This is a genomic window from Streptomyces sp. NPDC024632, assembly GCF_055559175.1.
Window position 1 is genome coordinate 28,017 of sequence record NZ_JBVHLD010000004.1, and the last position, 25,043, is coordinate 53,059.

The 25,043-nt window shown below is 73.0% G+C and carries 23 protein-coding genes; 11 read left to right on the top strand and 12 right to left on the bottom strand.

Annotation, left to right across the window (positions count from 1 at the left end):
* Nucleotides 1-33: 33 nt before the first annotated feature.
* Genes ACZ37P_RS09860 through ACZ37P_RS09895 form a run of 8 tightly spaced genes read right to left on the bottom strand, consistent with a single transcriptional unit; the run spans nucleotide 34 to nucleotide 9,403 of the window.
* Nucleotides 34-1,098, bottom strand: coding sequence for a hypothetical protein (locus ACZ37P_RS09860; protein WP_467345902.1), 1,065 nt, complete (start codon nucleotides 1,096-1,098; stop codon nucleotides 34-36).
* On the bottom strand, nucleotides 1,095-2,321 hold the full coding sequence (locus tag ACZ37P_RS09865) for a ring-opening amidohydrolase (protein ID WP_467345904.1): 1,227 nt from the start codon (nucleotides 2,319-2,321) through the stop codon (nucleotides 1,095-1,097). Before ACZ37P_RS09865 ends, ACZ37P_RS09860 begins: the two co-directional genes overlap by 4 nt.
* The gene (locus ACZ37P_RS09870; protein WP_467345906.1) at nucleotides 2,318-3,757 is read right to left on the bottom strand and encodes an amidase; all 1,440 of its coding nucleotides are present in this window, start codon (nucleotides 3,755-3,757) and stop codon (nucleotides 2,318-2,320) included. The genes ACZ37P_RS09865 and ACZ37P_RS09870 overlap by 4 nt, the downstream gene beginning before the upstream one ends.
* A complete protein-coding gene (locus ACZ37P_RS09875) occupies nucleotides 3,754-5,406 on the bottom strand; it encodes an ABC transporter substrate-binding protein (RefSeq protein ID WP_391046169.1) in 1,653 nt (550 codons plus the stop codon). The genes ACZ37P_RS09870 and ACZ37P_RS09875 overlap by 4 nt, the downstream gene beginning before the upstream one ends.
* Nucleotides 5,396-6,484: an oligopeptide/dipeptide ABC transporter ATP-binding protein gene (locus tag ACZ37P_RS09880; protein ID WP_391046167.1), complete on the bottom strand. Its 1,089-nt coding sequence runs from the start codon at nucleotides 6,482-6,484 to the stop codon at nucleotides 5,396-5,398. The genes ACZ37P_RS09875 and ACZ37P_RS09880 overlap by 11 nt, the downstream gene beginning before the upstream one ends.
* A complete protein-coding gene (locus ACZ37P_RS09885; RefSeq protein WP_467345907.1) occupies nucleotides 6,481-7,377 on the bottom strand; it encodes an ABC transporter ATP-binding protein in 897 nt (298 codons plus the stop codon). Before ACZ37P_RS09885 ends, ACZ37P_RS09880 begins: the two co-directional genes overlap by 4 nt.
* A complete protein-coding gene (locus ACZ37P_RS09890; RefSeq protein WP_355342659.1) occupies nucleotides 7,374-8,309 on the bottom strand; it encodes an ABC transporter permease in 936 nt (311 codons plus the stop codon). Before ACZ37P_RS09890 ends, ACZ37P_RS09885 begins: the two co-directional genes overlap by 4 nt.
* Entirely contained in the window at nucleotides 8,306-9,403 is a 1,098-nt protein-coding gene (locus tag ACZ37P_RS09895; protein ID WP_355342656.1) for an ABC transporter permease, read from the bottom strand. Before ACZ37P_RS09895 ends, ACZ37P_RS09890 begins: the two co-directional genes overlap by 4 nt.
* 355 nt (nucleotides 9,404-9,758) lie before the next feature.
* Here ACZ37P_RS09895 and ACZ37P_RS09900 point away from each other — a divergent pair, with 355 nt between their 5' ends.
* The 5 genes from ACZ37P_RS09900 (at nucleotide 9,759) to ACZ37P_RS09920 (ending at nucleotide 15,198) form a co-directional block, all read left to right on the top strand.
* Nucleotides 9,759-10,724 (top strand): IclR family transcriptional regulator, encoded by a 966-nt coding sequence (locus ACZ37P_RS09900; RefSeq protein WP_391162971.1) that lies wholly within the window; start codon nucleotides 9,759-9,761, stop codon nucleotides 10,722-10,724.
* A complete protein-coding gene (locus tag ACZ37P_RS09905; RefSeq protein WP_467345911.1) occupies nucleotides 10,721-12,001 on the top strand; it encodes a hypothetical protein in 1,281 nt (426 codons plus the stop codon). The genes ACZ37P_RS09900 and ACZ37P_RS09905 overlap by 4 nt, the downstream gene beginning before the upstream one ends.
* On the top strand, nucleotides 11,998-13,293 hold the full coding sequence (locus ACZ37P_RS09910) for a Zn-dependent hydrolase (RefSeq protein WP_391046157.1): 1,296 nt from the start codon (nucleotides 11,998-12,000) through the stop codon (nucleotides 13,291-13,293). The genes ACZ37P_RS09905 and ACZ37P_RS09910 overlap by 4 nt, the downstream gene beginning before the upstream one ends.
* A 29-nt stretch (nucleotides 13,294-13,322) precedes the next feature.
* Nucleotides 13,323-14,636: a dihydroorotase gene (locus tag ACZ37P_RS09915; protein ID WP_467346208.1), complete on the top strand. Its 1,314-nt coding sequence runs from the start codon at nucleotides 13,323-13,325 to the stop codon at nucleotides 14,634-14,636.
* A gap of 190 nt (nucleotides 14,637-14,826) precedes the next feature.
* A complete protein-coding gene (locus ACZ37P_RS09920; RefSeq protein ID WP_391046153.1) occupies nucleotides 14,827-15,198 on the top strand; it encodes a hypothetical protein in 372 nt (123 codons plus the stop codon).
* A gap of 199 nt (nucleotides 15,199-15,397) precedes the next feature.
* Here the strand turns inward: ACZ37P_RS09920 and ACZ37P_RS09925 are convergent, their stop codons facing one another.
* Together ACZ37P_RS09925 and ACZ37P_RS09930 are read right to left on the bottom strand one after the other, a co-directional pair.
* On the bottom strand, nucleotides 15,398-16,477 hold the full coding sequence (locus ACZ37P_RS09925) for a glycoside hydrolase family 25 protein (protein WP_391162977.1): 1,080 nt from the start codon (nucleotides 16,475-16,477) through the stop codon (nucleotides 15,398-15,400).
* Nucleotides 16,478-16,993: 516 nt separating this feature from the next.
* The gene (locus tag ACZ37P_RS09930) at nucleotides 16,994-17,734 is read right to left on the bottom strand and encodes a class I SAM-dependent methyltransferase (RefSeq protein ID WP_467345913.1); all 741 of its coding nucleotides are present in this window, start codon (nucleotides 17,732-17,734) and stop codon (nucleotides 16,994-16,996) included.
* 131 nt (nucleotides 17,735-17,865) lie between these two features.
* Here ACZ37P_RS09930 and ACZ37P_RS09935 point away from each other — a divergent pair, with 131 nt between their 5' ends.
* The 5 genes from ACZ37P_RS09935 (at nucleotide 17,866) to ACZ37P_RS09955 (ending at nucleotide 21,479) form a co-directional block, all read left to right on the top strand.
* A complete protein-coding gene (locus ACZ37P_RS09935) occupies nucleotides 17,866-18,996 on the top strand; it encodes a sensor histidine kinase (protein ID WP_467345915.1) in 1,131 nt (376 codons plus the stop codon).
* Nucleotides 18,993-19,643: a response regulator gene (locus tag ACZ37P_RS09940; protein ID WP_391046147.1), complete on the top strand. Its 651-nt coding sequence runs from the start codon at nucleotides 18,993-18,995 to the stop codon at nucleotides 19,641-19,643. Before ACZ37P_RS09935 ends, ACZ37P_RS09940 begins: the two co-directional genes overlap by 4 nt.
* A gap of 260 nt (nucleotides 19,644-19,903) precedes the next feature.
* Nucleotides 19,904-20,470, top strand: coding sequence for a type 1 glutamine amidotransferase domain-containing protein (locus ACZ37P_RS09945; protein ID WP_391046146.1), 567 nt, complete (start codon nucleotides 19,904-19,906; stop codon nucleotides 20,468-20,470).
* A 128-nt stretch (nucleotides 20,471-20,598) separates the two neighbouring features.
* Nucleotides 20,599-21,156 carry a DNA starvation/stationary phase protection protein Dps gene (gene dps, locus ACZ37P_RS09950; RefSeq protein ID WP_355342623.1) on the top strand — a complete coding sequence of 186 codons (558 nt, stop codon included), beginning with the start codon at nucleotides 20,599-20,601 and terminating at the stop codon, nucleotides 21,154-21,156.
* A 44-nt stretch (nucleotides 21,157-21,200) separates the two neighbouring features.
* A complete protein-coding gene (locus tag ACZ37P_RS09955) occupies nucleotides 21,201-21,479 on the top strand; it encodes a DUF6479 family protein (RefSeq protein WP_355342620.1) in 279 nt (92 codons plus the stop codon).
* Between the two features lie 124 nt (nucleotides 21,480-21,603).
* Here ACZ37P_RS09955 and tal read toward each other — a convergent pair whose 3' ends face one another.
* Nucleotides 21,604-23,226: a transaldolase gene (gene tal, locus ACZ37P_RS09960; protein ID WP_467345917.1), complete on the bottom strand. Its 1,623-nt coding sequence runs from the start codon at nucleotides 23,224-23,226 to the stop codon at nucleotides 21,604-21,606.
* A 371-nt stretch (nucleotides 23,227-23,597) separates the two neighbouring features.
* On the bottom strand, nucleotides 23,598-24,272 hold the full coding sequence (locus tag ACZ37P_RS09965) for an HSP18 transcriptional regulator (RefSeq protein WP_467345919.1): 675 nt from the start codon (nucleotides 24,270-24,272) through the stop codon (nucleotides 23,598-23,600).
* A 141-nt stretch (nucleotides 24,273-24,413) separates the two neighbouring features.
* Between ACZ37P_RS09965 and ACZ37P_RS09970 the strand changes: the two genes are divergently transcribed.
* Entirely contained in the window at nucleotides 24,414-24,845 is a 432-nt protein-coding gene (locus ACZ37P_RS09970) for an Hsp20/alpha crystallin family protein (RefSeq protein WP_355342611.1), read from the top strand.
* Nucleotides 24,846-25,043: the final 198 nt, after the last annotated feature.

The following is a 25,043-nucleotide window of genomic DNA, read 5'->3' on the forward strand; positions in this document are numbered from 1 at the left end:
GCACCGCCCGCTGACGGGATCAGCGGGGGCGGTTCAGCCGATGCCGAGGCGGCGCATTGTCAGGCAGGCCAGGGCCACGTCGCAGGCGGCGACGCCCTGGACGATGCCGAGGACCCGCTCGTCGGGGTGCGTGCGGCCGGGGAGGGAGCCGGCGGCGACGGCGGGGAGGGAGCCGGTGAGCCGGGCGTCAAGGGTCCGCGGGGGCAGGCCCGCCGCGAGCCAGGAGGCGATCGAGCCGATCTCCCGGGCGTAGCCGAGATCGTCGACGAAGAAGCGGTCGGCCGTCCCGGTCCCATGCCCGGTGGCCTCCGGGGCGAGCACGGCTCCCGCGACGCCTCCGCACCCGGCTGCCTCGGCGGCATCGGGGGCGGGGGCCCGGGTGCCGTACGGCGTCGGCCCAGTCACGATCTCGGCCGCGATCTCCGCGCCGCCGCCGAGGCCGAGCAGCGTGACGCCGGGCCCGAAGTGCCGCGGGTGGACGACGGGTTGGCGGGCCGAGGTGAGGGCGACGACGATGTCCGAGCCCGGTGCGGCGGCGTCCAGGCCGTCGTACGGGGTGAGGGTGGCGCCCGGTGCGACGGGCTGCCGGGCGACGAAGTCGGCGGCGGAGCCGGCCGCGCGCGCCACCACCCGGATCTCCTCCAGCGCGAACGCCTCGGCGAACGCGGCCGGGACGAAGGCGGCGATCTGTCCGGCGCCGACCAGCGTCAGCACCTTGCTGTCGGGCCGGGCCAGCAGCCGCGCGGCGACGGCGGCGGAGGCCGCCGTCCGCAGCCGGTGCAGCCAGGTCTCCTCGACGGCGACCAACGGGCGGCCGGACTCGGTCTCCAGCACCAGGCACCAACTGTTGCGCCCGGCGGTGTGGGTCGGGGTGACCCGCACCCCGGCGACCCCGTACCGGTCGAGCAGCGCGCCCTTGAGGCCGAAGCCCCGCGTGCCGCCGCTCACGCCGAGCCGGGTGATGGTGGGGGCGGACAGGGAGAGCCGGTCGGCGCCGAAGTCGGCGTAGGTGGCCTCGACCACCTCCAGCGCGTCGGCGACGGTGATCACCGACCGTACGTCGGCGTCACCCACCATGGGCAGGGTCGGCAGGCTCATACGGCGCCACCCGCCGGGGAGGCCGCGACGGAAGCCGGTACGCCGCGCGGCGGCACGTCGGTGGCCGGCGCGCCGGAGACGGGCGGTCCGACGATCGCGACGCAAAGGCCGCCCCCGTCCGGTGCCTGGTGGACGGAGTTGGCGGAGATGAACATCCGCCCGGTGCCGAGCACCGCTCCCGCCACCCCGCTCATGATCGCCCGGACGTGCTTGTCCGGGTCCAACTGGCTGGTCAGCACGGTGGTCCGGGCGCCACGCAGAGTGCCGTCCCGCCGGTTGCCCGCCTTGATCAGCAGAGCCGCGACCTGTCCCGGCTCCCGTACCGTCCCGTCGGCGGTCAACTCCGTGCCCGCCGCGGCCAGGACGCGGCGGATGCCGGGCGCGTCCAGGACGTCGGCGAGCAGTCCGGAGACGATCCGGAGGTCGCCGCCCGCGCCGGGGCGGTTGCCGAACACCAGGACCTCGACACACGCGGCCTCCGAACTGGAGAAGACCATGGTGCGGCGCGAGTGCAGGGTCAGGTCACGGCCGAAGGCGGCCGGGACGACGTCGGCCCGCTCCACCTCGCCGAGCGCGAGCGCCGCGCCGAGGGCGCCGACCGCCTTGGCCTCGGCGGAGGTGACCCGCATGGGCTCGTCGTGTGCGGTCAGCGGCGTCTTGACGACGGCCAGCGCGACGTCGGCGGGGTCGAGACCCGCGTCCGCGACGGCCTCCGCGACGGCCTGCTCGGCCAGCGCGACGTGTTCGGCCGAGCCGATCTCGGAACCGCGGATCCGGCGGCTGCGCCCTATGCCCACGCAGAGCGTGCCCGCTGGGCCGGGCGCCCCGCGAGGAGCCGGGGCCGCCTCCCCGCCGGTGGACTCCGCGTCGTCCGTGACGGCAGCGATACCGGCGGTGTCCGTCACGGCAACGGCCTCTGCGTCGTCCGCGTCGTCCAGCTCGACGACGAGATAGCCGAACGGCGTCATCGCCCCCTCGGCGCCCGTGGAGTGCAGGAACACCGAGCGTTCCAGCAGGTCCCCGCCGCCGTGCGCGAGCACGGCCTCCCGGGCCCGCCAGGACGCGAGTTCGCGTGAGAAGTCGTTGGTCTCGGCGCTGCCCTCGGTCTTCACCAGCAGAGCGAGCCGCCGTATCCGTGCCGGGTCGTGGGCGCTGAGCACCGCCACCAGCCCGTCGGTGTCACCGGGCCCCGCGGTGTCGAAGGAGTCGATCCTGACTGTCATGCTCGGGCGCCTTTCGGAAGGGGGGCGGCGACAGCCGGCCAGCGGTCGGCCCAGCCGTACGCGGCCTCGTAGTCGGATGCGAGGTCCAGCAGCGCCCGGTCCGCGCCGTACGGGCCGACGAGCTGGAAACCGATCGGCAGGCCGGCCGGGGACGGCGGTCCCGGCAGGCTCAGAGCGGGCACACCGGTGGCGTTGGCGATGCCGGTGAACACCCGCTGGTAGGGCGGGGCGAGCTGGTCGGCGGCCCAGGGCATCGCCCCGGCGACCGGGGTGAGCAGCAGGTCGGTGCCGGTGAAGAAGTCGGCGAGCTGCGCGAACAGGTCACGGAAGGCGTCGAGCGCGTCCACGTAGTCCGCGGCGCTCAACGAGCGGCCGTGCTCGACCATCGGCGGGTAGATGTCGCCGACCGCCGCGCGCCAGTCCGGGTGACGGCGCATCAGCCAGGCCAGGCCGGTGGTGCCGATGGTCCGCCAGTGGGTGTCGAACCGGCCGAAGTCGAAGGGCACTTCGCCGGACTCCACCCGGTGGCCGAGCGCGCTGAGCCGGTCGGCCGCGGCCGTCAGCGACGCGGTGATCTCCGGTTCGACCGGATAGTCGCCGAACCGCCCCACCATCCTGATCCGCAGCGACCGGCCGCGGAAGGCGGGGCCGTCCGGCACACCGAGCGAACGGCGGTCCCGCGCGTCGGGCCCGGCCACCGCCCCGAGCAGCGCGGACAGGTCCGCCACCGTACGGGCGGCAGGTGCGATCACCTCCAGGTCGTGCAGCACGGTCGGCAGGCCGTCGAGCCGGGCGACCCGGCCCAGCGTCGGCTTGAGCGCGACCAGCCCGCAGTACCCGGCCGGCCAGCGGATCGAGCCGCCGCCGTCGGTGCCCAGCGCCACCGGCCCGACGCCCGCGGCCACCGCCGCCGCGCCGCCACCGGTGGACGCGCCGGTGGTGAGCGCGGGATTCCACGGGTTGCGGGTGGTGCCGTGCAGCAGGGTGCTGACATTGCCGAGACCGAGGGTGAACTCCGAGACATTGCTCTTGCCGAGGATCACCCAGCCGCCGGCCCGCAGCCGTCCGACGCACAGTTCGTCGCGCTCCGGGGTGCGGTCGGCGTAGAGCCGGCTGCCCCAGGCGCAGGGCATCGCGGCCACCGGGATGTTGTCCTTGACCGTGAGCGGCACGCCGTCGTACGCGCTCAACGGGGTTCCCGCGCGCCACCGTTCACCGCTGGCGGCGGCGGACCGCCGGGCGGCGTCGAAGGCGCGGTGGGCGAAGACGTTCAGACGCCGGTCGACCTGCTCGGCGTGCTCGACCACCGCTTCCAGCACTTCGGCGGGCGTGGCCGAGCCTTCGGCGTAGGAGGCGGCGAGTTGCCGCGCCGAGCGGCGCCACAACGGCTCGGAGCCGGACTCCCCGGTCGACGGCCCGGCCTGCCCGGCCGTCACTTCTTGGGCTCCAGCGTCCAGTAGAGGGTGACGGGCTCCGGGGTGAAGGTCAGGCCGGAGACCCCTGAGGCGCTGACCAGGGTGCGGCCGGTGACCACCAGCGGCAGGAACGCGGCGTCCTGCGCGGCGAGTTGCTGGATCTTCTCGTACGCCTGGTCACGCGCCGGGCTCGGCGCCGCCATGGCGAACTCGCCCTGGAGCCGGTCGATCTCCGGGATGCTGGTGCGGGAGAAGTTCACGACCCCGCCGGTCACGGTCCACAGCTTCACCGGGGTCTTGGCGTCCTCCACGTACGTCGACAGCGTGGTGAGCACCATGCCGTCGTCGGCGCTGCCGCCGGTCTTGGCGGTGGCGCGGCCGATGATCGAGGTGATCAGCGCGGCCGAGGTCTGCGGTTGCAGGGTGACGTCGACGCCGATCGGCTTGAGCGCGCTCTTGATGAGCTGGGCGGCGGTCGCGAAGTCGGTGTTCTCGCTGGGGTAGCGGAGCTTGGTGGAGACCGACGGGTTCCCGGCCTGCGCCATCAGGCTCTTGGCCTTCGCGGCGTCGCCGTAGTCCTTCCACGCGGCGCTGTAGCCGGGGGCGCCGGCGGAGACGTAGGAGTCGGCACGCTCGGCCTGGCCGTAGTAGACGTTCTTCACCAGCGCGTCGTACGGGAGTGCCTCGGCGACGGCTCGCCGCACCAGCGGGTCCTTGAACGGGCCCGCGTCGGAGGCGAGTTGGAGGTAGAGGTAGCTGGAGGTGTTGGCGTGCTGGACGTTGAAGCCGGCCGACTTCAGCGAGGTCGCGTCCCGGGGGCTCAGGCCGTACTGGGCGATGTTGACGCTGCCGCCGCGCAACAGGCCCGCCACATTGCCGTCGTTGACGACGCGCAGTGTCACGGCGGAGAACTTCGGCGCGTTCAGGGCCGCGCCGGGCACCGCCGCGAGGTTCAGCGACTGGCCGGTCTGCCGGCTCTTGACGTAGTACGGGCCGCTGCCCGCCACGTGGCTCTTCAGCCACTCGGCGGCGATCGGGTCGGACGGGCCCGCGTTCTTGAGGGCGGCGGCGGAGTCGATGACGCCGTACCAACAGGTGCGCAGCGTGGCGATGTTGACCTCGCTGGCCTTGATCGGTTTGCCCGCGCTGTCCTGGTAGCGAATGGCGACGTGGGTGGCGTCGGGGGCGGTGATCTGCGCGGCGTCGAAGACACCGCTGTTGTTCAACTCGACGGCGCCGTTGAGCTTCAGCGCCCGCTGGAGCGACCAGACGGCGTCCTTGGCGGTGACCGGGTTGCCGCTGGGGTAGAACTTCAGGCCGTCGCGGAGGGTGAAGGTGACGGTGTCCCCGGCGATGGTCCAGGAGGAGGCGAGGGCGGGTGCGGCGGCGAGGCCGTTGGAGGCGGAGTGGCCGCCCTGGGCCGTGGTCTTGTAGCCCACCAGGTTCTGGTAGACGTTCATCGCCAGCTCTTTGTCCTGGTCGGTGTTGACGTTGCCCGGGTCCATGGTGGAGATGTCGCTCGGCCAGGCGGCGACCAGCGCCGCGGGCGGTTTGGCGGCGCTCTGTCCGGTGGTGCCTGCCGAGGACGAACAGGCCGTCAGCACGGCGGCGACCGCGACCGCGGCCGTACCGGCCAACAGCCGGGCGCGCTGCGGAGATCTACTGGTCATCTGAGTCTTGCCTCTCTCTTCGCGCGGCCGAGAGGTCGGCGCTGACCTGTCGGTGGGTGATGGGGCAGGCGGCGTCGTGCGTGCCGCCGAAGGACAGTTGCGGGGGCCTTCCGGCCGTGCAGGACTCCTCCGCCAGCGGGCAGCGGGGGGCCAGCGCGCAGCCGGCGGACAGGTCGAAGGGGCCGGGGTTCTCGCCGCTGAGCCGGATGGCGCGGGTGTGGCCGCCGTACGCGGCGACCGGGGCGGCGTCCAGCAGCGCGCGGGTGTAGGGGTGAGCGGGACGGCGCAGCACCTCCTCGGTGGTGCCGGACTCCACGACCCGGCCCACGTACATCACCTGCACGCGGTGCGCGATCCGGCGTACGGCCTGGAGGTCGTGCGAGATCAGCAGGTAGGCGATGCCGGTCTCGCGCTGGAGGCGGGCCAGCAGGTCCAGCACGACGCCCCGGGTGGAGGCGTCGAGCGAGGCGGTGGGCTCGTCGAGGATGACGGCCCTGGGCTGGACGGCCAGCGCGCGGGCGATGCCGATCCGCTGCCGCTGGCCGCCGGAGAGCGCGGCCGGCCGCCGGTCCAGGAGGTCCTCGGACAGCTCAACTGAGGCCAGCAGCTCACGGATTCGGGCCTCGCGCCGCGGCGCGGGCATTCGCAGGTGCAGCCGTAGCGGCTCGTCCAGGATCGAGCGGATCTTCTGCCGGGGGTCGAGGGAGGAGCGGGGGTCCTGGAAGACCATCTGCACGTCCCGGTACACCTCGCGCCGGTCGCGGAAGGACGACAGCGGGCGCCCGGCGACGGTCACCCGGCCCGCGGCCGGTTCGACCAACCGCAGGATCGACCGGGCCAGCGTGGACTTGCCCGAGCCGCTCTCCCCGACGACGGCCAGCGTCTCGCCCGGCCGCAGCACCAGGTCCACGCCGTCCACGGCGCGCAGGGTGTGCCGCAGGCCCCGGCTGCGGACGGTGAACTCCGTCCGGAGGCCGTCCACTTGGAGGACCGGTTCGGACCCGGCCGGGGCGGACGCGCCGACGGCGGCCGAGTCGGCGGCGGAGGCGGAAGAAGCGGGTACGGCGGACGAGGTCATGACGGCCTCCCGGAGTCGTCGTCAACGCGGTTGGCGGCCAGCAGGAGTTGGGAGTAGTCGGCCTGCGGAGCCCGGAAGAAGTCCTCGGCGGCGGCCTGTTCGATCACCGTGCCGCCCCGCATCACCACCACCCGGTCGCAGGTCTCGCCGACGACGCCCAGGTCGTGGGTGACCAGGCACACGGTGAGCCCGTCCTGCCGGGCCAGCTCCACGACAAGTTCCATCACGTCGGCCTGGGTGGTGACGTCCAGCCCGGTGGTCGGCTCGTCCAGCAGCATCATCCGGGGGCGGCACAGCAGTGCCATCGCGATCATCGCCCGCTGCGCCATGCCGCCGGAGAACTGGTGCGGGTACTGCGCCATCCGCCGCACGGGATCGGGGATCCGGACGCGTGCCAGCGTCTCGGCCACCAGTGCGCGGCCCGCGCGTTTGCCGAGGCCGTGGTGGAGCCGGGCCACGTCGGTGAGCTGGCGGCCGACGGTGAGCACCGGGTTGAGCGAGGAGCGGGCGTCCTGGAAGACCATCGCGATCTGGCCGCCGCGCAGTTCGCGGTAACCGGCCTCGTCCAGGCCCAGCAGTTCCTTCCCGTCGAAGCGGATGGAGCCCTCGACGGCCAGCCGGGGCGGGCACAGTCCCATCACGGTGAGCGCGGTCAGCGACTTCCCGCTGCCGGTCTCGCCGACGATCGCGGTGATCTGCCCGCGCGGCAGCTCGAAGCTCACATCGCGCAGCACCTGGACGGCGCGCGCCCGGTCGCCGTGCCCGGAGCGGAAGGCGCCGGACAGGCCGGCCACGGTGAGCAGCGGGACGCCGGGGTCGGCGCCGGACGCGTTCCCGGCTCCGTCGGCCAGGGGCGCGGACGGCTGTACGGCCGCGCCGGAGGTGGCGCTCATCGGTCGTCCTCCCGTTCCAGCAGGCCGTCGCCGAGCAGGTAGAAGGCGGCGGCGAGCAGCAGAATGCAGACGCCGGGGAACAGCGAGATCCAGTACGCGTCCGGGGAGTCCTTGCCGCCCGCGATCATCGAGCCCCACTCCGGGCTGCCGGGTTCGATCCCGACGCCGACGAAGCCGAGACTGGAGACCACGATCGCCACCCAGGCGGCGTTGACCGCCGCGTAGGACACCAGCGGGGTGAGGCCGTTGGGCACCAGGTGCCGGGCCAGGACACGCCGTCCGCTGTTGCCCGCCAGCACGGCGGCCTCGGCGAACTCCCACGACTTGCGGCCCTTGACCTCCGCGCGCAGCAGCCGCAGATAGCCGGGCAGTCCGACGAAGGCGACCACGACGATCACATTGGCCAGGCCCGAGCCGAGCGTGGTGACCAGCAGCAACGCCAGCAGCAGCGCGGGGAAGGACTGGAGGATCTCGGTGACCCGCATGATCACCGCGTCCGCCCAGCCGCCCCAGTACCCGGCGACCGCGCCGAGCAGGCTGCCGATCACGAAGGCGATGGCGACCGCCACCAGGGTCAGCCACAGGTCGGTCCAGGTGGCGGCGAGCGTCTTGGAGAAGACGTCGGACCCCGCCTGGTCGGTGCCGAACCAGTGCTTCCCGCCCGGGGACTGGTACGGCAGCCCCACGCCGGGCTGCTCGGGGTCGTACGGCGTCCAGATCCTGCCGACCGCGGCGGCCACCAGCAGCACGGCCATCAGGCCGAGGCCCAGGCGTACGGTCAGCGAGTCGGCGCCGCCGGCGCCGGGCAGCAGGCGGGTCAGCCGACGGCCGGACGGGCGCCGGTCCTGGTCCGGGCCGCCGGGCCCCGCGGGCGGGCCCGCTGAGGGGGCGGCGGTCAGGTCGGCGGAGGGCACGGGGGCCGGGGCGGTCATGAGCGGATCCTCGGGTCGGCCAGCGAGTAGGCGAGATCGACCAGTGCGTACAGGGCGACGTATACGACGGCCGCGTAGAGCACGAAGCCCTGGAGCGCGGGGAAGTCGGACTGCTGGACGGCGGTCAGCGCGTACTGGCCGATGCCCGGCCAGCCGAAGACCCCCTCGACCAGCACCGCGCCGGTGAAGGCGAAGGCGACGCCGCCGGCGATCATGGTGATCACCGGGAGCAGCGCGTTGCGGAGCGCGTAGCTGCGGTAGATACGGGACCGGCTGAAACCGTAGGCGTGCGCGGTCCTGACGTACTCGCTGCGCAGCGCCTCGACCATGCCGGACCTGGCCACCCTGGTGATGGGGGCGAAGATGCCGCAGACCAGGACGACGCAGGGCAGCACCAGTTGGAGCAGGGCCTGCCGGACGGTGTCCCACTGCCCGGCCAGCAGCCCGTCGATGACGTAGCTGCCGGTGACGCCGGGCGGCGGCGCCAGGCCCGCGGGCAGTCGGCCGATGGGGCCCGGCAGGATGCCGAACCGGACGAAGAACAGCGACAACAGCACCAGGCCGAGCCAGAACTGCGGCATCGCGAGCGCCGCCACGGTGACCACCCGGATCGCGTGGTCGGCGGCCTTGCCCCGGCGGACCGCGCTGATCACGCCGAGCGCGGTGCCGAGCAGGACGCCGATGATCAGGGCGGGTACGGCCAACTCCAGCGTGGCGGGGAGCCTGCTGGTCAGGTCGGCGCTGACGGCGCGGCCGGTGCCGAAGGACGTACCGAGGTCGCCGTGCAGCAGATCGCGCAGGTAGATGAGGTACTGGCGAGGGATGCTGTGGTCCAGGCCGAGGGAGGACCGCACCTGGGCCCGGACCTCCTCGCTCGCCCCGGGCGGTACCAGCAGGCCCGTCGGGTCCGGCGCCACGACGCGGGCCACGACGAACGTGAAGGTGACCACGCCCCAGACGACCAGCACCGCGCCGCCCAGTTTGCGGGCGACCAGCAGCAGGGCGCCTCGTGGCAGCAGGCCACGGGACGGGGACCGGTTCGGCGGCCTGGCGGCGGCCGGAGGTACGGCCACCTCGATGTCGGAGACGGTCATCAACCCCCCTTCCCTTATTTCCGTGAGACGGAAACGAATATTCCGCACTGCGGATTCGACAGTATTGGAAGGCCCCGGTCCGGCTGTCAAGGGTTTCGTGCCCGATGACCTTGCGAATCGGCATTCCCGCTGCGCAGTCTGAGGAAGTGTCATTGACAGGGGGCCGGTGAGGCTCCGATACTCCAGTGGTGCGGAGCCGATATGTTGATTCCGTGTTACGGAATAACTCTCGCCGACACCTCAGCGGTAACGGCGGGGAAATCCAAGGGATCCAGCGGCGACCAGCGGGACGGACGCGACCTGCGCGACGATGCGATCCAGGCGATCTGCGGGATCAACGGGATGGGGACACCTCATGAAGAAGACCGGCGCCCAGCGACCACGGTCTGACAAGTCCGGTGCGGAGACGGCGGGTTCGGACAAGCCGGGTCCGGAGCGGTCGGGCGCAGACAAGCCGATGCACGTGGTGGTGCGGGCCCTGTCGGTGCTCACCCACCTGTCCGCGTACCGCCAGGGCCTCACCCTCCAGCAGCTCCACCAGCAACTGGAGATCCCCGTCGGCAGCATGCACCGGGTGATGAGCACCCTGGAGCACACCGGCTTCGTCAGCCGGTCGCCCACCACCAAGCGGTACGTGCTCGGCCCCAACGCGCTCGAACTCGGCCATGTCGAGGACTACGAGCCGTTCGTGATCCAGCCGCCCTCTGCGCTGGTGGAGGCCGAACGCCGGTGCGGGGAGAGCGTGGTGCTCACCCAGTTGATCGACGGCCGGGTGGTGGCGGTGTCCATCGCGGGCACCAAGCGCCCGCTGCGGCTGTTCGTCAGGCTCGGCCAGGAGGTGCCGCTGCACGCCGCCGCCTCGGCCCGCGCGATCCTCGCCTACCAGGACCCGGCCTTCGTCGAGACGCTGCTGTCGTCCTACCCCCGCGCGTCCTTCACCTCCGGCACCGTCCGGGAGATCAACCGGCTCATCGACCACCTCGCCGTGGTCCGCCAGCGGGGCTTCGACGTGTGCGACAACGAACTCGACGAGGGCGTCTGGGCGGTCTCCGCGCCGGTCCGCAGCGGTCCGTCCGGACGGGTCAGCTCGGCCGTCACCGTCTGCGCGGCCTGGTCGCGGGTCGCCGATCCGGCCGACCGTGCGGTCAAGGCACGGATCGTGCTGGACGCGGCGCAGGCGCTGTCGCGCGAGCAGGGGTACGAGCGGCCCTTCGCGCCGGACCCGACCCAGGAGCAGCTCGTCGCACTGATGCAGGCCGACAGCACGTCGCCGGACGTCTTCGTCCCGCGGCCCTCCTTCGCGGGAGGGGACCGGCCATGACGGCGGAAGCGGGAGCCGGGGCGGTCTCCGCGGCGCCGGTGGTCGCGGCGGCCGGGGCGGAGGCGGTCGCATCGCGCGGCGTGGCGGAAAGCCGGTCGCGGGTCGGAGCCCGGGTGCTTCCCGGTCTCGACCGGGCCCCGGGAGTGCTGGCGGACGAGCTGGCCGGGGACCTGGCCGCGGCCGGGTACGCCGCAGGTGACGCCGCCGCCGGTGACGCTGTCGGCGACCGGGGGAGTGGCTCGGGCTGGCTGGACCGGCCCGCGCTGCTGCGCCGGCTCGCCGCCGCCCTGGCCGCCGAAGTCCCCGCCACCGCCGACCGGTTGGTGGCGGCGGGGCCCGGCGCCCAGGCTCTGGGCGCGGCAGTGTCGCTGGAGACGGGACTGCCGTTCGCGGCCCTCGTCGCGGGCGCCCCGCCATTCGGCGTGATCCACCCGGGCGAGACGGTCGTCGTGATCGCCGTCGACGCCGCCTCGGCCGCCGGAGCGCTGCCGCTGCTGCGCGAGGCCGGAGCCCTGCCGCACAGCGCGGCCGTGGTGGTCGCGCCGTCCGGGGAACCGCCCGCCGGCCTCGGCCTCCACACCGCCCTCGTACGGCGGACGGCGACCGGTTACGCACCCGTCGGGTCTCTCGGCCCGCTCGAAGGGGTCACCCCCGCGGGCCCCGCAGCCCTCGCCGGACCCGCCGGCCCCGCCCCGAAACCCACCGCCCGGCAGGAGAACCGTACGACCCGACAGGAGAGCGCCATGCCCACCAGCCCCCTTCCGCATCCCCCCGCCCCGCCGACTCCGGCCGCCAAGTCCCCCGCGGAGCCCGCGGATTCGACGACGGGCGCCGGTGCCGCTCTGCTCGCCGACGACCCCGCCACCGTGGAACGGGCGGGCGCGGCGCTGGCCGAACTGGCCGCCCGCTACCACCCCGAGGCCGTCGTGAGCTGGAACGCGACCGCCGACGTACTGCTCGCCCACGTGGTCGCCCACACCCTCGGGCTGCCGCGCCGGGTCGTGGTCGAGGACCTCGGACGGCTGATCGTGGAGGACGTGCTGCCCGGCGAACGCACGGTCGTGGTCGCCCGGGGCGGCGTCGACAGCGGCGGCCCCGGAGCCGAACTCGCGCCGCTGGTAAGGGCGGTGACCGGTCACGGCGGCCGGGTCGTCGCCGTCTGCTCGCTCGCCCCGCTCCTCGGGGCGGCCCCCGACGGCGTGGACGTGGTCAGCCCCGGGAACGGCGGAGCCGACCGTGACAACGGCCGCACCGGCCACGACAGGGACGAAGCGTGAGCACCGGGACGGCCCAGCCGGCGACCGCCGACCTGCTCGACGGGGTCGACCTCGGGCGGATCGACGCTCATCTGGCGGGCTTCGCCGCGCTCACCGAACCGGGGCCCGGCTGCACGCGCCTGGCGTACAGCCCGCTGGAACGCCAGGCGCACGCGGTGTTCGCCGCCCACATGACGGCCCTCGGGCTGACGGTCACCACCGACCACGCGGGCAACACCGTGGCGGAACTGCCGCCCGCCGGGCCGAACACGGGCTCCGGCGACGCACGCGCGCTGGGCACCGGCTCGCATCTGGACACCGTGCCGCAGGGCGGCGGCTTCGACGGCATCGTGGGCGTCGTCGCGGCCATGGAGGTCGCCGAGATCGTGGTCCGGCAGGAGGCCGCGCACCGTCGACCGTGGCGGTTCGTGGCGTTCGCGGCCGAGGAGGGCGCGCGGTTCGGGCAGGCGTGCAACGGCAGCCGGATGGCCGCCGGGCTGACCGGCGCGGCGGATCTCGCGGGGCTCACCGACCGCGACGGGGTGACGATGGCCGACGCGATGGCCGCAGTCGGGCTGCGGCCGGACCTGGTGGACGCGTCGCGCTGGCGGCCCGAGGAGTGGTTCGCCTTCGTCGAACTCCACATCGAGCAGGGCGAGGTGCTGCGGTCGCAGGGGGTCGACCTCGGCGTGGTCGACGTGATCTCCGGCAGCACCCGGCTGCGGGTGCGGGCCGAGGGCCGCGCCACCCACTCCGGCGGCACCCCCATGCACCTGCGGCGCGACGCCCTGGTGGCCGCCGCCGAGTGCGTGGTGCTGGGCGACCGGCTCGCCCGCGACCCCCGGCACCACGGCGTACGGGTCACCGTCGGCCGGCTCCGCGTCGAGCCCGGCTCGATCACCACGGTCCCGGGGTCGGTCGAGTTCTTCGTCGACGTACGCGACGTGGACTCCGTCCGCCAGCGCGACACCGCCCGTACCCTGGCCGCCGAGTTCGCCGCGCTGGCCCGAGACCACGGGGTCGCGCTCACCACGGAGGTCATCGCCGATACCTCACCGGTCATCCTGCCGGGCTGGGTCGCCGACCACATCCGCCATGCCTGCGCCTCCCTGGGCCTCCCGTACCGCGTCCTGCCCAGCGGCGCCAGCCACGACGCGCAGCAGATCGCCCATGTCATCCCGACCGGCCTGCTCTTCGTCCCCAGCGACGACGGACTCAGCCACGTCCCCGCCGAGTTCACCCCTACGTCCCAGATCGCCTCGGGCGTCCGTACTCTCCTCGCCGCCCTCCACCGGCTCGACGGCACCTCGTGAACACGACGCCGGGGCACGGGACATGGCGGGTGGAGCGGGTCGGCGTCGCCGGGCGGACGGGGGTCTTCGACCTGACTGTCGAGGACGGGGTGATCCGGTCCGTGGACGCGGTGGCCGGGGAGCCGACAGGCGGGACGGTGCTGCCCGGGCTGGTCGATCTGCACACGCATCTGCGGGAGCCGGGCGGAGAGGAGGCGGAGACGCTGGCGTCCGGGGCCGCCGCGGCGGCGGCCGGAGGGTTCACCGACGTCTTCGCGATGGCGAACACCTCACCGGTGACGGACACCGTCGCGCGAGTACGGGAGGTACGGCGGCGGGCCCGGGGGCTCGGCGTACGCGTCCACCCGGTGGCGGCGGCGACGGCCGGGCTGGCCGGAGAGGCGATCGTGGACGTGGCGGCGTTGGCGGCGGCCGGGGTGACGGTCTTCTCCGACGACGGCAAGTGCGTGAACGACGACAATCTGGTCCTGGAACTGCTGACGGCGATGGCCCGGTACGGCACCGCGTTCGCCCAGCACGCGCAGAGCGCCGCCATCGTCCGCGACGGAGTCGTCAACGCGCCGGTCGCCGCCGGTCTCGGCGTGCCCGGCTGGCCGGGCGCGGGGGAGGAGACGGTGATCGGCCGGGACCTGGCGCTCGCCGCCGCCACCGGTGGACGGCTGCACATCTGTCATGTCTCCACGGCGGGTTCCGTCGCGCTGGTACGGGCCGCCAAACGCGAGGGCCTGTCAGTGACCGCCGAGGTGACGCCCCATCACCTGATGCTCACCGACACCCAAGCCGCCGAGCGGGGACCGGCGTTGAAGGTCAACCCGCCGCTGCGGTCGGCCACCGACGTGGCCGCGGTGCGCGCGGCGCTGCGCGACGGCACGATCGACGTCGTCGCCACCGACCACGCTCCGCACCCGGCTCGAACGAAGACCTGTTCCTGGCTCAGCGCCGCCTTCGGCCTGACCTCGTTGGAGACGGCGCTGCCGGTGGTGGCCGAGGTGTTCGCGGACCCGGCCACCGGGGCGGTGGACTGGACCGCGGTGGCGCGTGTGATGTCCACGGCCCCGGCCGCGATCGGCCGGATCGCCCACCTCGCGGGCCGCCCGGTCGCGGTCGGCGAACCGGCGACCTTCTGTGTCGTCCGGCCGCAGGCATGGCGGGCCGAGCCCGCCACCTGGCTGAGCCGGTCGGCCAACTCCCCTTTCCACGGTCGGGACTTCGCACACAGAGTCACCCTGACCGTCCTGGAAGGCCGCCCCACCCACGGCAGCCTCACCCCCGACCCCGTCACGCCCATGAGCCCGCCGCAACGCAGCAGCCCGCTCGCGGAGCCTCCTTCGTCTCCGCGGTGACCCGGATCCGGCCACTCCCGCGACATCAGCGCCTGGAGGACTCGGCCCACTGGCAGCGGCGTTGCCTCGCCGGGGACGGCGTTGTGCGGATGCCGTATTACGGTGCCCGTAGGTTCCACGAAGGGGCCCGTGTCGTGAGCGACCGGGCGGATGGAAGCGACGTAGCCGGAGCGGCGGAGATGGGGAGCGGATGACTCTGAAGGCGGGCCAGCGGGTGGTGCTGGCAGCGGACACCAGACTGACCGATTCGGCGGAGGTGTCGGGGGTCGTGATCGGGTTCCTGTCTTTGGCCGCGGGCACAGGCGGGGCCGTCGAGCAGGTGGTCGCCCACCGGGACGAGAGCGACGAGGTGCGCGAGTACGAGCGGCTCAAGTCGCTGCTCGACGCCTTCGGAGGCGAGATGCCGACGGAGAGCAGGAGGCAGCTCGAAGAGAAGGTCGGCTCTCTGGAACCCGCGTGGACCGCCTTCCAGGAACAGCCGCCTCTCGTGAGCGTGCGGGTCCGCTTCGACAACGGGTTCATCCTCGACGGGGCCCACGAGGCTCTCTTCGTCCCCGCCTGATGCGTCACCGATCCGGGTCATGCGCAGACCGGCACGGGCGGGACTCGGAGGGCGGGTTCCGCGACCGGCTCTGGCGTTCTTCGCTGACGCGCGGTCGGAGATCACCGTTCCCCGCCCGACATACCGGCCGCCCCAGTGGCGCTGGCCGGTACGTCGGGTCTTGAGGGGTCCGGGGGAGCCCCCCCCCCCGCGCGAGGGGTCAGTCCCAGGCGTTCTGGTTGAGGAAACGGGCCACGCCGCGCCAGGAGTTGGGGCCCATCACGCCGTCGATCGGGCCGGTGTAGCCCCACTGCGCGGCGAGCCGCTGCCAGGCGGCGTACGTGTTGACGCCGGGCACCCCGTCGACGGGACCGGCGTAGCCGAAGTGCGCCTTCAGGTACCGCTGGAGGGCCGCGTAGGTGTTGACGCCGGGCACGCCGTCGACCGGGCCGGTGTAACCCGAGGTGAGGGACAGCCACTTCTGCGCGCGGCTCCAGAACACCGGTCCCGGGATGCCGTCCTGCTCCGTCGTGGTCTTCGGCAGACCTCCGCCTCCGCCGCCCCCTCCTCCGCCCCCGCTGCCCGGAGCGACCAGATCGAACGCCGAGCCGCGAGCGAGATTGTGGTCCACGTTCCGGATGCCGCCGATGGAGCCCACGGAGGTGTACTGGTGGACCGCCCAGTCCGGGTACGCGCCGCCCAGCTCCGGTTCGCCTTGCCGCGTACCGTTGTTGGAGCCGTACGCGGCCACCCACAGCTTGGCCCCGGTGGCGATCGTCTGGCCCCAACTGCCGCCGCGCAGATTCGCGGCGCCGATGTAGAACCAGGGCACGCACGTACCGACCCTGGCCTGCACCTGCCGGAACCAGGCGGCGACCTGGCCGTCGTTCCACAACCCGGTGGAGTCGTCCAGCACTTCGTCGTCCAGGGCCAGTACGTCGCCCTGCCGGTAGTCGTGCAGGTGGTCGACGAAGTAGTTCGCCGCGTCCGTCGGCGCCTGGAAGTCGCCGGACAGCCAGTAGTGGCCGACCCGCAGTCCGGCAGCTCGCGCGCTGTCCACTTGGGCCGTGTAGTACGGGCTGACGTACGGTCCCTCGCTGAGCTGGCTGCCGCCGGTCTTGGCGATGGCGAACTGTTGGCCCTGGTTGCGGGCGAGCGCGAGGTCGATGCCGCCTTGGGTGGTCGCGACGTCGATTCCGTACGAATCGGCCGCGGCGGACGCGCTTCGTGCGCCCAGACCCAGACCTGCCGGGGCGAGCGTGCCTACGGCGAGGGCGCGTATCAGCGTTCTCCTGCGCATGTTTCCTCCGTGACGGTGGGGACGAGAGGGGCTGTCGAACTTTCGTTCCCTACCCACGATTGGGTCCGCGCAGTTCCTCGCGCCCCTGCGAAGACGGGGCTCGGGCAGAGTTCTGGATTTCCGAACTAGCGCGGGAGCGAGGCGAGTTGGCGATTCCTACGGTCACGGTGGAGGGCGAGGGCGAGGGCGGGGGCGGGGCGGAGCGGGCCGTGGAGCCCTCGAGTCCACGAAGGGCCGCAGGACGCGGTCGTAGTTCGCCAGCGCGGTCGGCAGGTCGTGCTGGAGGAGCAGGCGGACGCGGGGGCGCCGGACGTTGTCCCCGTCGTCACTCACGAGGAGGCGTTCGAGGCGGGCCTCGCGCTCATCCTCGGGTGCCTCGATCAACCGGCGGGAGACCCCTGTACGTTCGAGGGCCCCTTGCGGGGCCGGCTCCGGTCGCTTCCGCGGGCGGAACGGGCGTTGGCGGTCGCGGGATATGACGCGACGGTCCGGCGACGCGTCAACTGGGCTCTCCGGTCAGGGAGTTGGCCGAGACGTCACGGCGGCGACGGGCGACGCCGCCGCCGGGGCGGATACGTCGGCCGGTCGGCGCAGCCGCCAGACCTTCGCCGGGGGCAGGTTGCCCCACACGGTCCGGCAGCCGGTGGCGTACTGGTCCTGGTATCCCGCGAGGACCTCTTCGACGGCGCGGTGGCGGCGGGCTTCGCGGCGGGTGGCGGTCAGGGCGCGGGCGTAGCGGGTGCCGCGGTAGGCGAAGTACGTGAGCGTGCCGCCGGGCCGGAGCAGTTCGATGTACCGGTCCATGATCGTCGTGACGTGCGCCGGGGTGAAGTTGGTGAACGGCAGGCCTGAGACGATCACGTCGTAGCGCCGGTCGGTGTCGAGCTGTTCGACGAAGGCGTGATGGACGCGAATCCGTTCGCTCCCGTCCGCCGGAAGCGGATGGGAGCTGACGAGGCGTCGCAGTTGGGAGGCGAAGCGGGAGTTGGCCTCGACGATGTCCAGGCTGCTGCCCGGGGAGAGGCGGGGGAGGAGCGTGCGGGTGACGGAGCCGGTGCCCGCGCCCGCCTCCAGGACGTTCAGGGGCCGCGCTCCGTATTCGCCCGCGGGATCAGTGAGCAGACGGGCCAGAGCCTTGCTGCTGGGAGCGATGGCGCCGGTGGTGCGCAGATCGCGGGCCGCTTCGAGCAGGAACATCCAGCTCTCCGCTTTGCGCCGCGCGGGGGCACGGTGGTGTGAGGTGGTCCAGTCGTCCATGTCCGAGACGCTAGAGACGCCTTCAGCCGCGCATATCCTCCCTTGTGCGGCCGTCCTCCCCTACCAAAGGTGGAGGTCGGCGTAGCCGAACGTCGGACGACAGGCGTCCGGGCGCGTGCCACGCTCTGCGGGTGAACGGGGAACAGGGGCAGGGATGGGCGGTCTACGGCCGCTACGGCTTGGTGGCGTTGCTGGCTCTCGCGGCTTTCCGGAACGAGGCGTTGAGCGCTGAAGGCCGGTACGCGCCTGCCGGCGGTGCGGCGGCCGTGGTGTGCGGGCTGGCGCTGCTGCGCCGGGCGCCCTGGTGGCTCGCTCCGGTGGTGACCACAGCGGCGGCGGGGGTGTGGGGATGGCCGCTGCTGCCGCTGCTCCTGCTCGCCCTGTTCGACCTCGCCGCGCACCGGCACGTCGTGGCGGCTGTGACCTGTTCGGCTGTGGCGCTCTCGGTGAGCGCCGTGCTCCACCCGGCGGTTTCCCTGTGGCGCCCGCAGCAGTACGGCTCCACGGTGCTGGCGGTGGTGGGAGGGCTGTGGATGGGCAGTCGGCGACGCCTGGTGAAGGCGCTGAACACACAGGTGGAGCATCTGCGGACCGAGCGGGAACTGCGCGAGCAGGCCGTACGCATGGCCGAGCGTTCCGCCATCGCCGCCGAGATGCACGACGTACTCGCCCACCAGCTCAGCCTGATCGCCCTGCACACCGGCGTGCTCGCTGCCAGGAAGGACGTCCTGCCCGCCGCACTCGTCCACCGCCTCACCCTGTTGCGCACCGCCTCCACCCATGCCCTGACCGACCTGCGTGACGTGCTGGGCGCCTTGCGCACCACCGACGTCCCCCACGGTGCCGAACGGCCGGCGCCGGTCCTGCGTGATGTCGAGGAGATGATCGGGCAGGCGCGGACGGCCGAGCAGCACATCGACACCGTCATCGAGGGCAGGCCGGAACAGGCCCCGTCGGCCCACAGGCTGGCGGTCTTCCGCCTGGTCCAGGAAGCCCTGACCAACGCCCGCAAACACGCTGCCGACGCCCCCGTCCGCGTCCGTATCGACTACGGGCCGCCCGCCACCGTCGTCGAGGTCACCAACACTCCCGGCGGGCGCGGCGAGGCGACGGCGCCCTCGGGGTTCGGCCTTGTCGGGCTGCGCGAGAGGGTCGAAGCACTCGGCGGACACCTGAATGCCGGGCCCGGCGGCAGCGGGTCCTGGCGGCTGGCCGCCCGGATACCGCACCGCGCCGCCGCGCCGAACGGTCCCCGTGCATGATCCGCGTCATGGTCGTCGACGACGACGCACTCGTCCGCCTCGGACTGACCGACCTCCTCGACGGCGACGAGGCCATCGAGGTCGTCGCCCAGGCCGCTGACGGGCTCCACGCCATCGAGCAGGCCACCGCCCACCGCATCGACATCGCCCTGGTCGACATCCGGATGCCCCGCATGGACGGCATCGTCGCCACCAAGCGGTTGCGCGCCTTGCCCCACCCGCCCAAGGTCATCTCGCTGACCACCTTCGACCTCGACGAGTACGTCTACAACGCGCTGGCCGCGGGTGCCGACGGCTTCCTGCTCAAGGACACCGACCCCGCCGAGATCCTGCGCGCCGTCCACCTCGTCGCCGCCGGCTCCGCCTTGCTCCATCCCGCCGCCGCTCGCCGTCTCATCGACTGCTACCACCGCACCAACCGGCCTCGGGCCGCCCAGGCCCGGACGCGGATCGACCCTCTGACCCCGCGGGAGAAGGACGTGCTGGCCCTGCTCGCCGAGGGGGACACCAACGCCGACATCGCGAACGCGCTCGGCATGCGGGAGAGCACCGTCAAATCCCACGTCAGCCGCATCCTGACCACCTTGCGCGTGACCAACCGCGTGCAGGCCGCACTCCTGGCCCGCGACGCCGGCCTCGCGCCGTGAGCCGTGAGCCGTGAGGTCCAGCGCGGCCGTCCGGGGGAGGGGCCGCCGCGTCCCGCGCACCGGGCGTCGTTCTCCCTCCGCCCTCGGCCGCGTGCCCGCGAGGGGAGTCCCGGAGGACGTCCGACCACCCGGATCGCCGCAATATCGCGCCATTCGGGCAAATCGGTGAGCATTTCGAGGCATTAAAGCTGGTGAAGGGGTAGCCGCACATCGAGCCCGGGGGGCCACCAGCACAAGAAGCGCGTAAGGAAGGAACCGCCATGGCGGTCAGCAATCTCAAGGACCGGAGCGTTCTGGCGATCGTGACGAACTACGGCGTCGAGCAGGACGAACTCGTCGTCCCCGTGGAACACCTGCGGGCGGCGGGCGCAAGAGTCGACGTCGCGGCCGTGTCCGACGAGCCGATCCGGACGCTCGTCGGCGACAAGGACCCCGGCAAAACCGTGCAGCCGACGCTGACCCTGGAAAAGGCGGACGTCACGGCGTACGACCTGCTGCTCGTACCCGGCGGCACGCTGAACGCCGACAGCCTCCGGCAGGACGAAACGGCCGTGCGGGCCGTACGGGCCTTCGCGTCGGCCAAGCGCCCCGTCGCGGCGATCTGCCACGGCCCGTGGCTCGCGGTCGAGGCCGATCTCGTCCGCGGAAAGACGCTCACCTCCTACGCGTCCCTGCGCACCGACATCCGCAACGCCGGCGGCGCGTGGGTGGACAAGCCCGTGGTGAGCGACACCGCCGACGGCTGGACGCTGATCACCTCGCGCACGCCCGACGACTTGGACGACTTCCTCCGCGAGGTCGACGCAGCCCTCGTCCCGGCGCCCTGAGCCCGTCAAGCCCTGGGGCGACCCGCCCCCGCCGACCGCGCGGGGACCGCTCACCAAGCCCGGCTCGTGCCTGACACGTGCCCGAGCCGAAATTCACGACCTTCTCGACCGACGAAAGCGAGACAGCCATGCCCACGCGCAAGCTTCCGAAGTACACCGTCCCCGGCCTGACCACCAAGCAGGGCGGCGAGCTCATCGGGATTCTCCAGATGCGGCTGCACGCCCTCAACGACCTCCATCTGACGCTGAAGCACGTGCACTGGAACGTCGTCGGGCCGCACTTCATCGCCGTCCACGAGATGCTCGACCCGCAGGTCGAGCAGGTCCGCGCGATGGCCGATGACGTCGCCGAGCGCATCGCCGCGCTCGGTGGTGTCGCCCTGGGCACCCCGGGCGCCCTGGTCAGTGAGCGGACCTGGAACGACTACAGCATCGGCCGCCAGGACGCCATCGCCCACCTCGGCGCCCTCAACCTGGTCTACAACGGCGTCGTCGAGGACGTCCGCAAGGCGATCGAGGTGGCCGGCGAGATCGACCCGGCCACCGAGGACCTGCTGATCGGACAGCTCCGCGACCTGGAGCAGTTCCAGTGGTTCGTCCGGGCGCACCTGGAGACCACCGGCGGCACCCTCGTCACCGACGGCGCCGCCACCGAGAAGGGCGCGGCCGGCAAGGCCAAGGGCTGACCGCTCGTCACCGCCGGACAGCCCCAGAGCAGGAGACAACCCTCATGACATCCACCCACTACCTGGCAAGCTCCGGGGTTTCCGGCAGCCTGCTCATCCTCCTGGCCGCGATCGTGGTGGCCGCGGTCCTCCTGGGCGGCTTCTGGTACGGCAGCCGCCGTATGCGCTCCCGCCGGACCGCCGCCCCGGCCGTACGTCCCGATCCCGCCGCGCCGAACGGGCAGCCGGATCCCGCCGCCTCGGCCGACGCCCAGCGCGGCCGGACGTGGCAGACCATCGACGACGACCCCGAGCAAGGCGCCCCTCACCGTCAGACGCGGTGACGGGCGGCCTTCCCGGCCCGTACCCGCGCCCGCCGTCCCGGACGTCGGGACGTAGAACGCCGAACCCCGCATCCGCCTCACGGCAGGTGCGGGGTTCGGCGTTCTCGGCGATGACGGCCGGGGACTACGGGAGGGCGCGGGCGGCCGCGGCCAGACGCAACTCCTCGAGTACGGCGCTCTGGTGCTCGGCGCGCTCCAGCAAGGTGTCCAGGTGCTCGGGGTACAGCCGGGTCTCGGTCTCGGCCAGAGTGCGCAGGGTGCGCCAGCAGGCCGCCTTGCCCGCAACACCCAGGCACATGGATTCCAGCTCCAGCAGGTCGCTGAGCGGGGATCGCGTGAAGAGGTGTCCGTTGGGCTTGAGGCGGCCGACCTTCTCCGCCACCCATCCGATGGCGACCTTCGAGCGGTCGGGGGACACGTCCAGATCGGTCATGATCTGGATCAGCGAGTCACGGTCCTGTTCGATCTGGCGGGCCAGCTCCGCCAGTTCCGGGCCGCCGTCGCGGTCCTTCTGGGTCTGCGCCGCCCGGCGGAAGAGCTCCAGCCCGCCGGTCGCGCCGGACAGGTGGTCGTTGAGATAGATCGCCAGCAGACCGGCTCCGCCGGAGGCGGACGCGGCGGCGGCGGTGGCGCCGCGCATCTCGTTGTCCACGGAGGCGCCCAGTTCGGTCCAGCTGTCCTCGAACTTGGTCAGCCCTTCGCGCTCCAGGGTGTCGGTGACATCCGCGAAGTCCACGCCGACCCGCGCCAGCGCCTCGAAGTGGGCGGTCGCCGCGGTGTACTCCTCGCCGGTCGGCGGGTGGGCCGGAAGGGCGCCGTGGTCGGCGAACGCTTCAAGGGTCGTGCCGGGCATGGTGTTGACGGTGCCCGCGATGACGAGTTCGCCGACGTACATCGTGTCGGGGTAATCCGGGTTCTTGACCCCGGTGGACGCCCACAGGGGGCGCTGCGGGCGGGCTCCGGCGGCGGCGAGCGCCTGCCAGCGCGGCGCGGCGGTCATCTCTTCGTAGGCCCGGTACGCCAGCCGGGCGTTGGCGACGGCGGCGGCGCCCCTGAGGTCGCGCGCCTCGGGGGTGCCGAGCGCGTCGAGCCGGGCGTCCACCTCGGTGTCCACGCGCGAGACGAAGAACGAGGCGACCGAGTCGATGGCCGCCAGATCGAGACCCGCCTCACGGGCCTGTTCGAGGCCGCTCTGGTAGGCGTCCATCACCGCGCGGTAGCGGTCGAGGGAGAAGATCAGCGTGACGTTGACGCTGATGCCCCGGGCGACGGCGGCGGTGATCGCGGCGAGACCCTCGCGGGTGGCCGGGATCTTCACCAGGAGATTCGGCCGGTCCACGGCCTCCCACAGCTTGCGTGCCTGCTCGATCGTGGCGTCGGTGTCCCGCGCCAGCCGGGGATCCACCTCGATCGAGACCCGCCCGTCGGTACCACCGGTGCGCTCGTGCACCGGGGCGAAGAGGTCGCAGCCGGTCCGGACGTCATCGGTGGTCAGGGCGAAGACGGCCTCGTCCACGCTCGCGCCCTCGGCGCCCAGGCGCCGCAGTTGCTCGCTGTAGCGGTCCCCCTTGGACAGCGCGGAGGCGAAGATCGTGGGGTTCGTCGTGACCCCCACCACGTGCCGGTCCGCGATCAGCCGCTTCAGCTCACCACCGGCGAGCAGCTCGCGGGACAGGTCGTCCAGCCAGACCGAGACTCCGGCCGCGGAGAGTTCGGCGAGCGGATCGGATGCGACGGGAACAGACATTGCGGGACCTCCATAGGGGCGCTGCGCCGAACGACGCGCGGTGTACGCGGTGCGCGTACCGGCCCGACGCCCGGGGACGCGGGGTTCGTACGTGTACGAGGGGCAGGCAGAGCGCCGTGCGCCGGGCGTACGGAGCGCCCAGCGGATCAGCGCGTGCCGTGCCGGGGAACGGCCGGCTGAAGCTCGACGGATTCCTCGGCCTACGGCATGACTGGGCACCTCAGAAGAGACCGGCCCCCGTTATGCGGCTGCCCAGCCAGCGAATTCAAAACCTCGAACGCCGCCGGGTCCGCGCGCTGCCCGATCGGAGCACGTCCGGCGGCCGGCCGGGCCGGAACGCGGCGGGCGGGACCACCTGACCGGAGGTGTGACTACGGGGTGTGCGGCGGTCGCCCCGCGGGGTTGCGGAGCTGGTGGGTGTGTTCGGTGACGGTGTGGACGCGGTCGGCGAGGTCGGGGTGGCCCGCTTGGAGGTGGGCGTGAGTGGCGGTGAGCGGGGTGATGAGCGCGGCGGCGTCGTCGGCGGCCAGGGCGGTGTCGAGGTGGCCGAGGGCGGTGTCGGCGGCGGTCGGCAGGTCGGTGAGCTGAGTGATCTGGCCGGCGAGTCTGCGCAGGTCGGCGGCGTTGGTGCGGGCCCAGGCATCGACGGTTCTGTCGGCGGCGCGGCGGTTGCGGGTGGCGTTGACCCTTTCCTCGCCGGTGGAGCCGGCCGGGCCGGGGCGCAGGCGCAGGTAGCGGCGCTCGGCGGCCTGGCGGCTGGAGACGCCGAGGGGCGCGGCGAGGTCGGCCCAGCTGGCACCGGCCGCCCGCGCGGTCTCGATCAGGCCGGTTTCCCAGCCGGCGAGTTGTTCGCGGATCTCGCGCAGGAGCAGGAGCGAGGCGAGTACGTGCCGGGGGTCGGCCGCAGGGACCGACGGCTGGTCGGGTGCCGGGCCGCGGGCGTCGCGGACGGCCGCGTCGATGGTTTCCAGTGCCGCCGCGGCGGCGGGGAAGGTGGCCGCGGCGGGCGCTGGCGACGGTGTCGGGGCGGGCTGGTCGGCTGTCATGGCGCCTCCTCCGGGCTGTCACCCAGGGGTGTCACCCTCAGGGTGACATCAATGTTTGTCATCGGATGGATGACATGCTACAACAGAGGGCAGGTGAACGACACCGGCGCCAAGCGCCCGACTTCCTGGAGGTGTTCCGCGATGCTGATGCGTACCGACCCTTTCCGTGAACTGGACCGACTCACCGAGCAGCTCCTGCGCCCCGGCACCTGGTCGAGGCCCGCCGCGATGCCGATGGACGCCTACCGCGACGGCGAGCAGTACGTGGTGTCCTTCGACATCCCCGGGGTCTCGCCGGACGCGATCGACATCGACGTCGAGCGCAACATGCTGACGGTGAAGGCCGAGCGCAGGCCCGCCCCGCACGACGAGGGCGTGCAGATGGATCTGTCCGAGCGGCCGCTGGGGGTCTTCTCCCGCCAGATCGTGCTGGCCGACTCCCTGGACACCGAGCAGATCCAGGCCGACTACGAGGCCGGGGTGCTGACGCTGCGCATCCCGATCGCCGAGCGGGCCAAGCCCCGCAAGATCTCCGTCGGCGCGGGCGACAACCGCCGGCAGATCGCCGGCTGACCCCCCGCCGCCCGCGGTACCGCGCGGCGAAGGACGCGAACCCGTCGGCACCCTCCTTCGCCGCCGACCGACATCTCCTCCACCCCACCCGGCGGGGGGGCCCGCCCCCCGGGGACGGACGGCGGCGCAAAAAGAAAGGCCAACGCAAAAGCCGGACCAACCAGGCCTAACACAACCCGGCGTAGTCTTAGCTTCCCT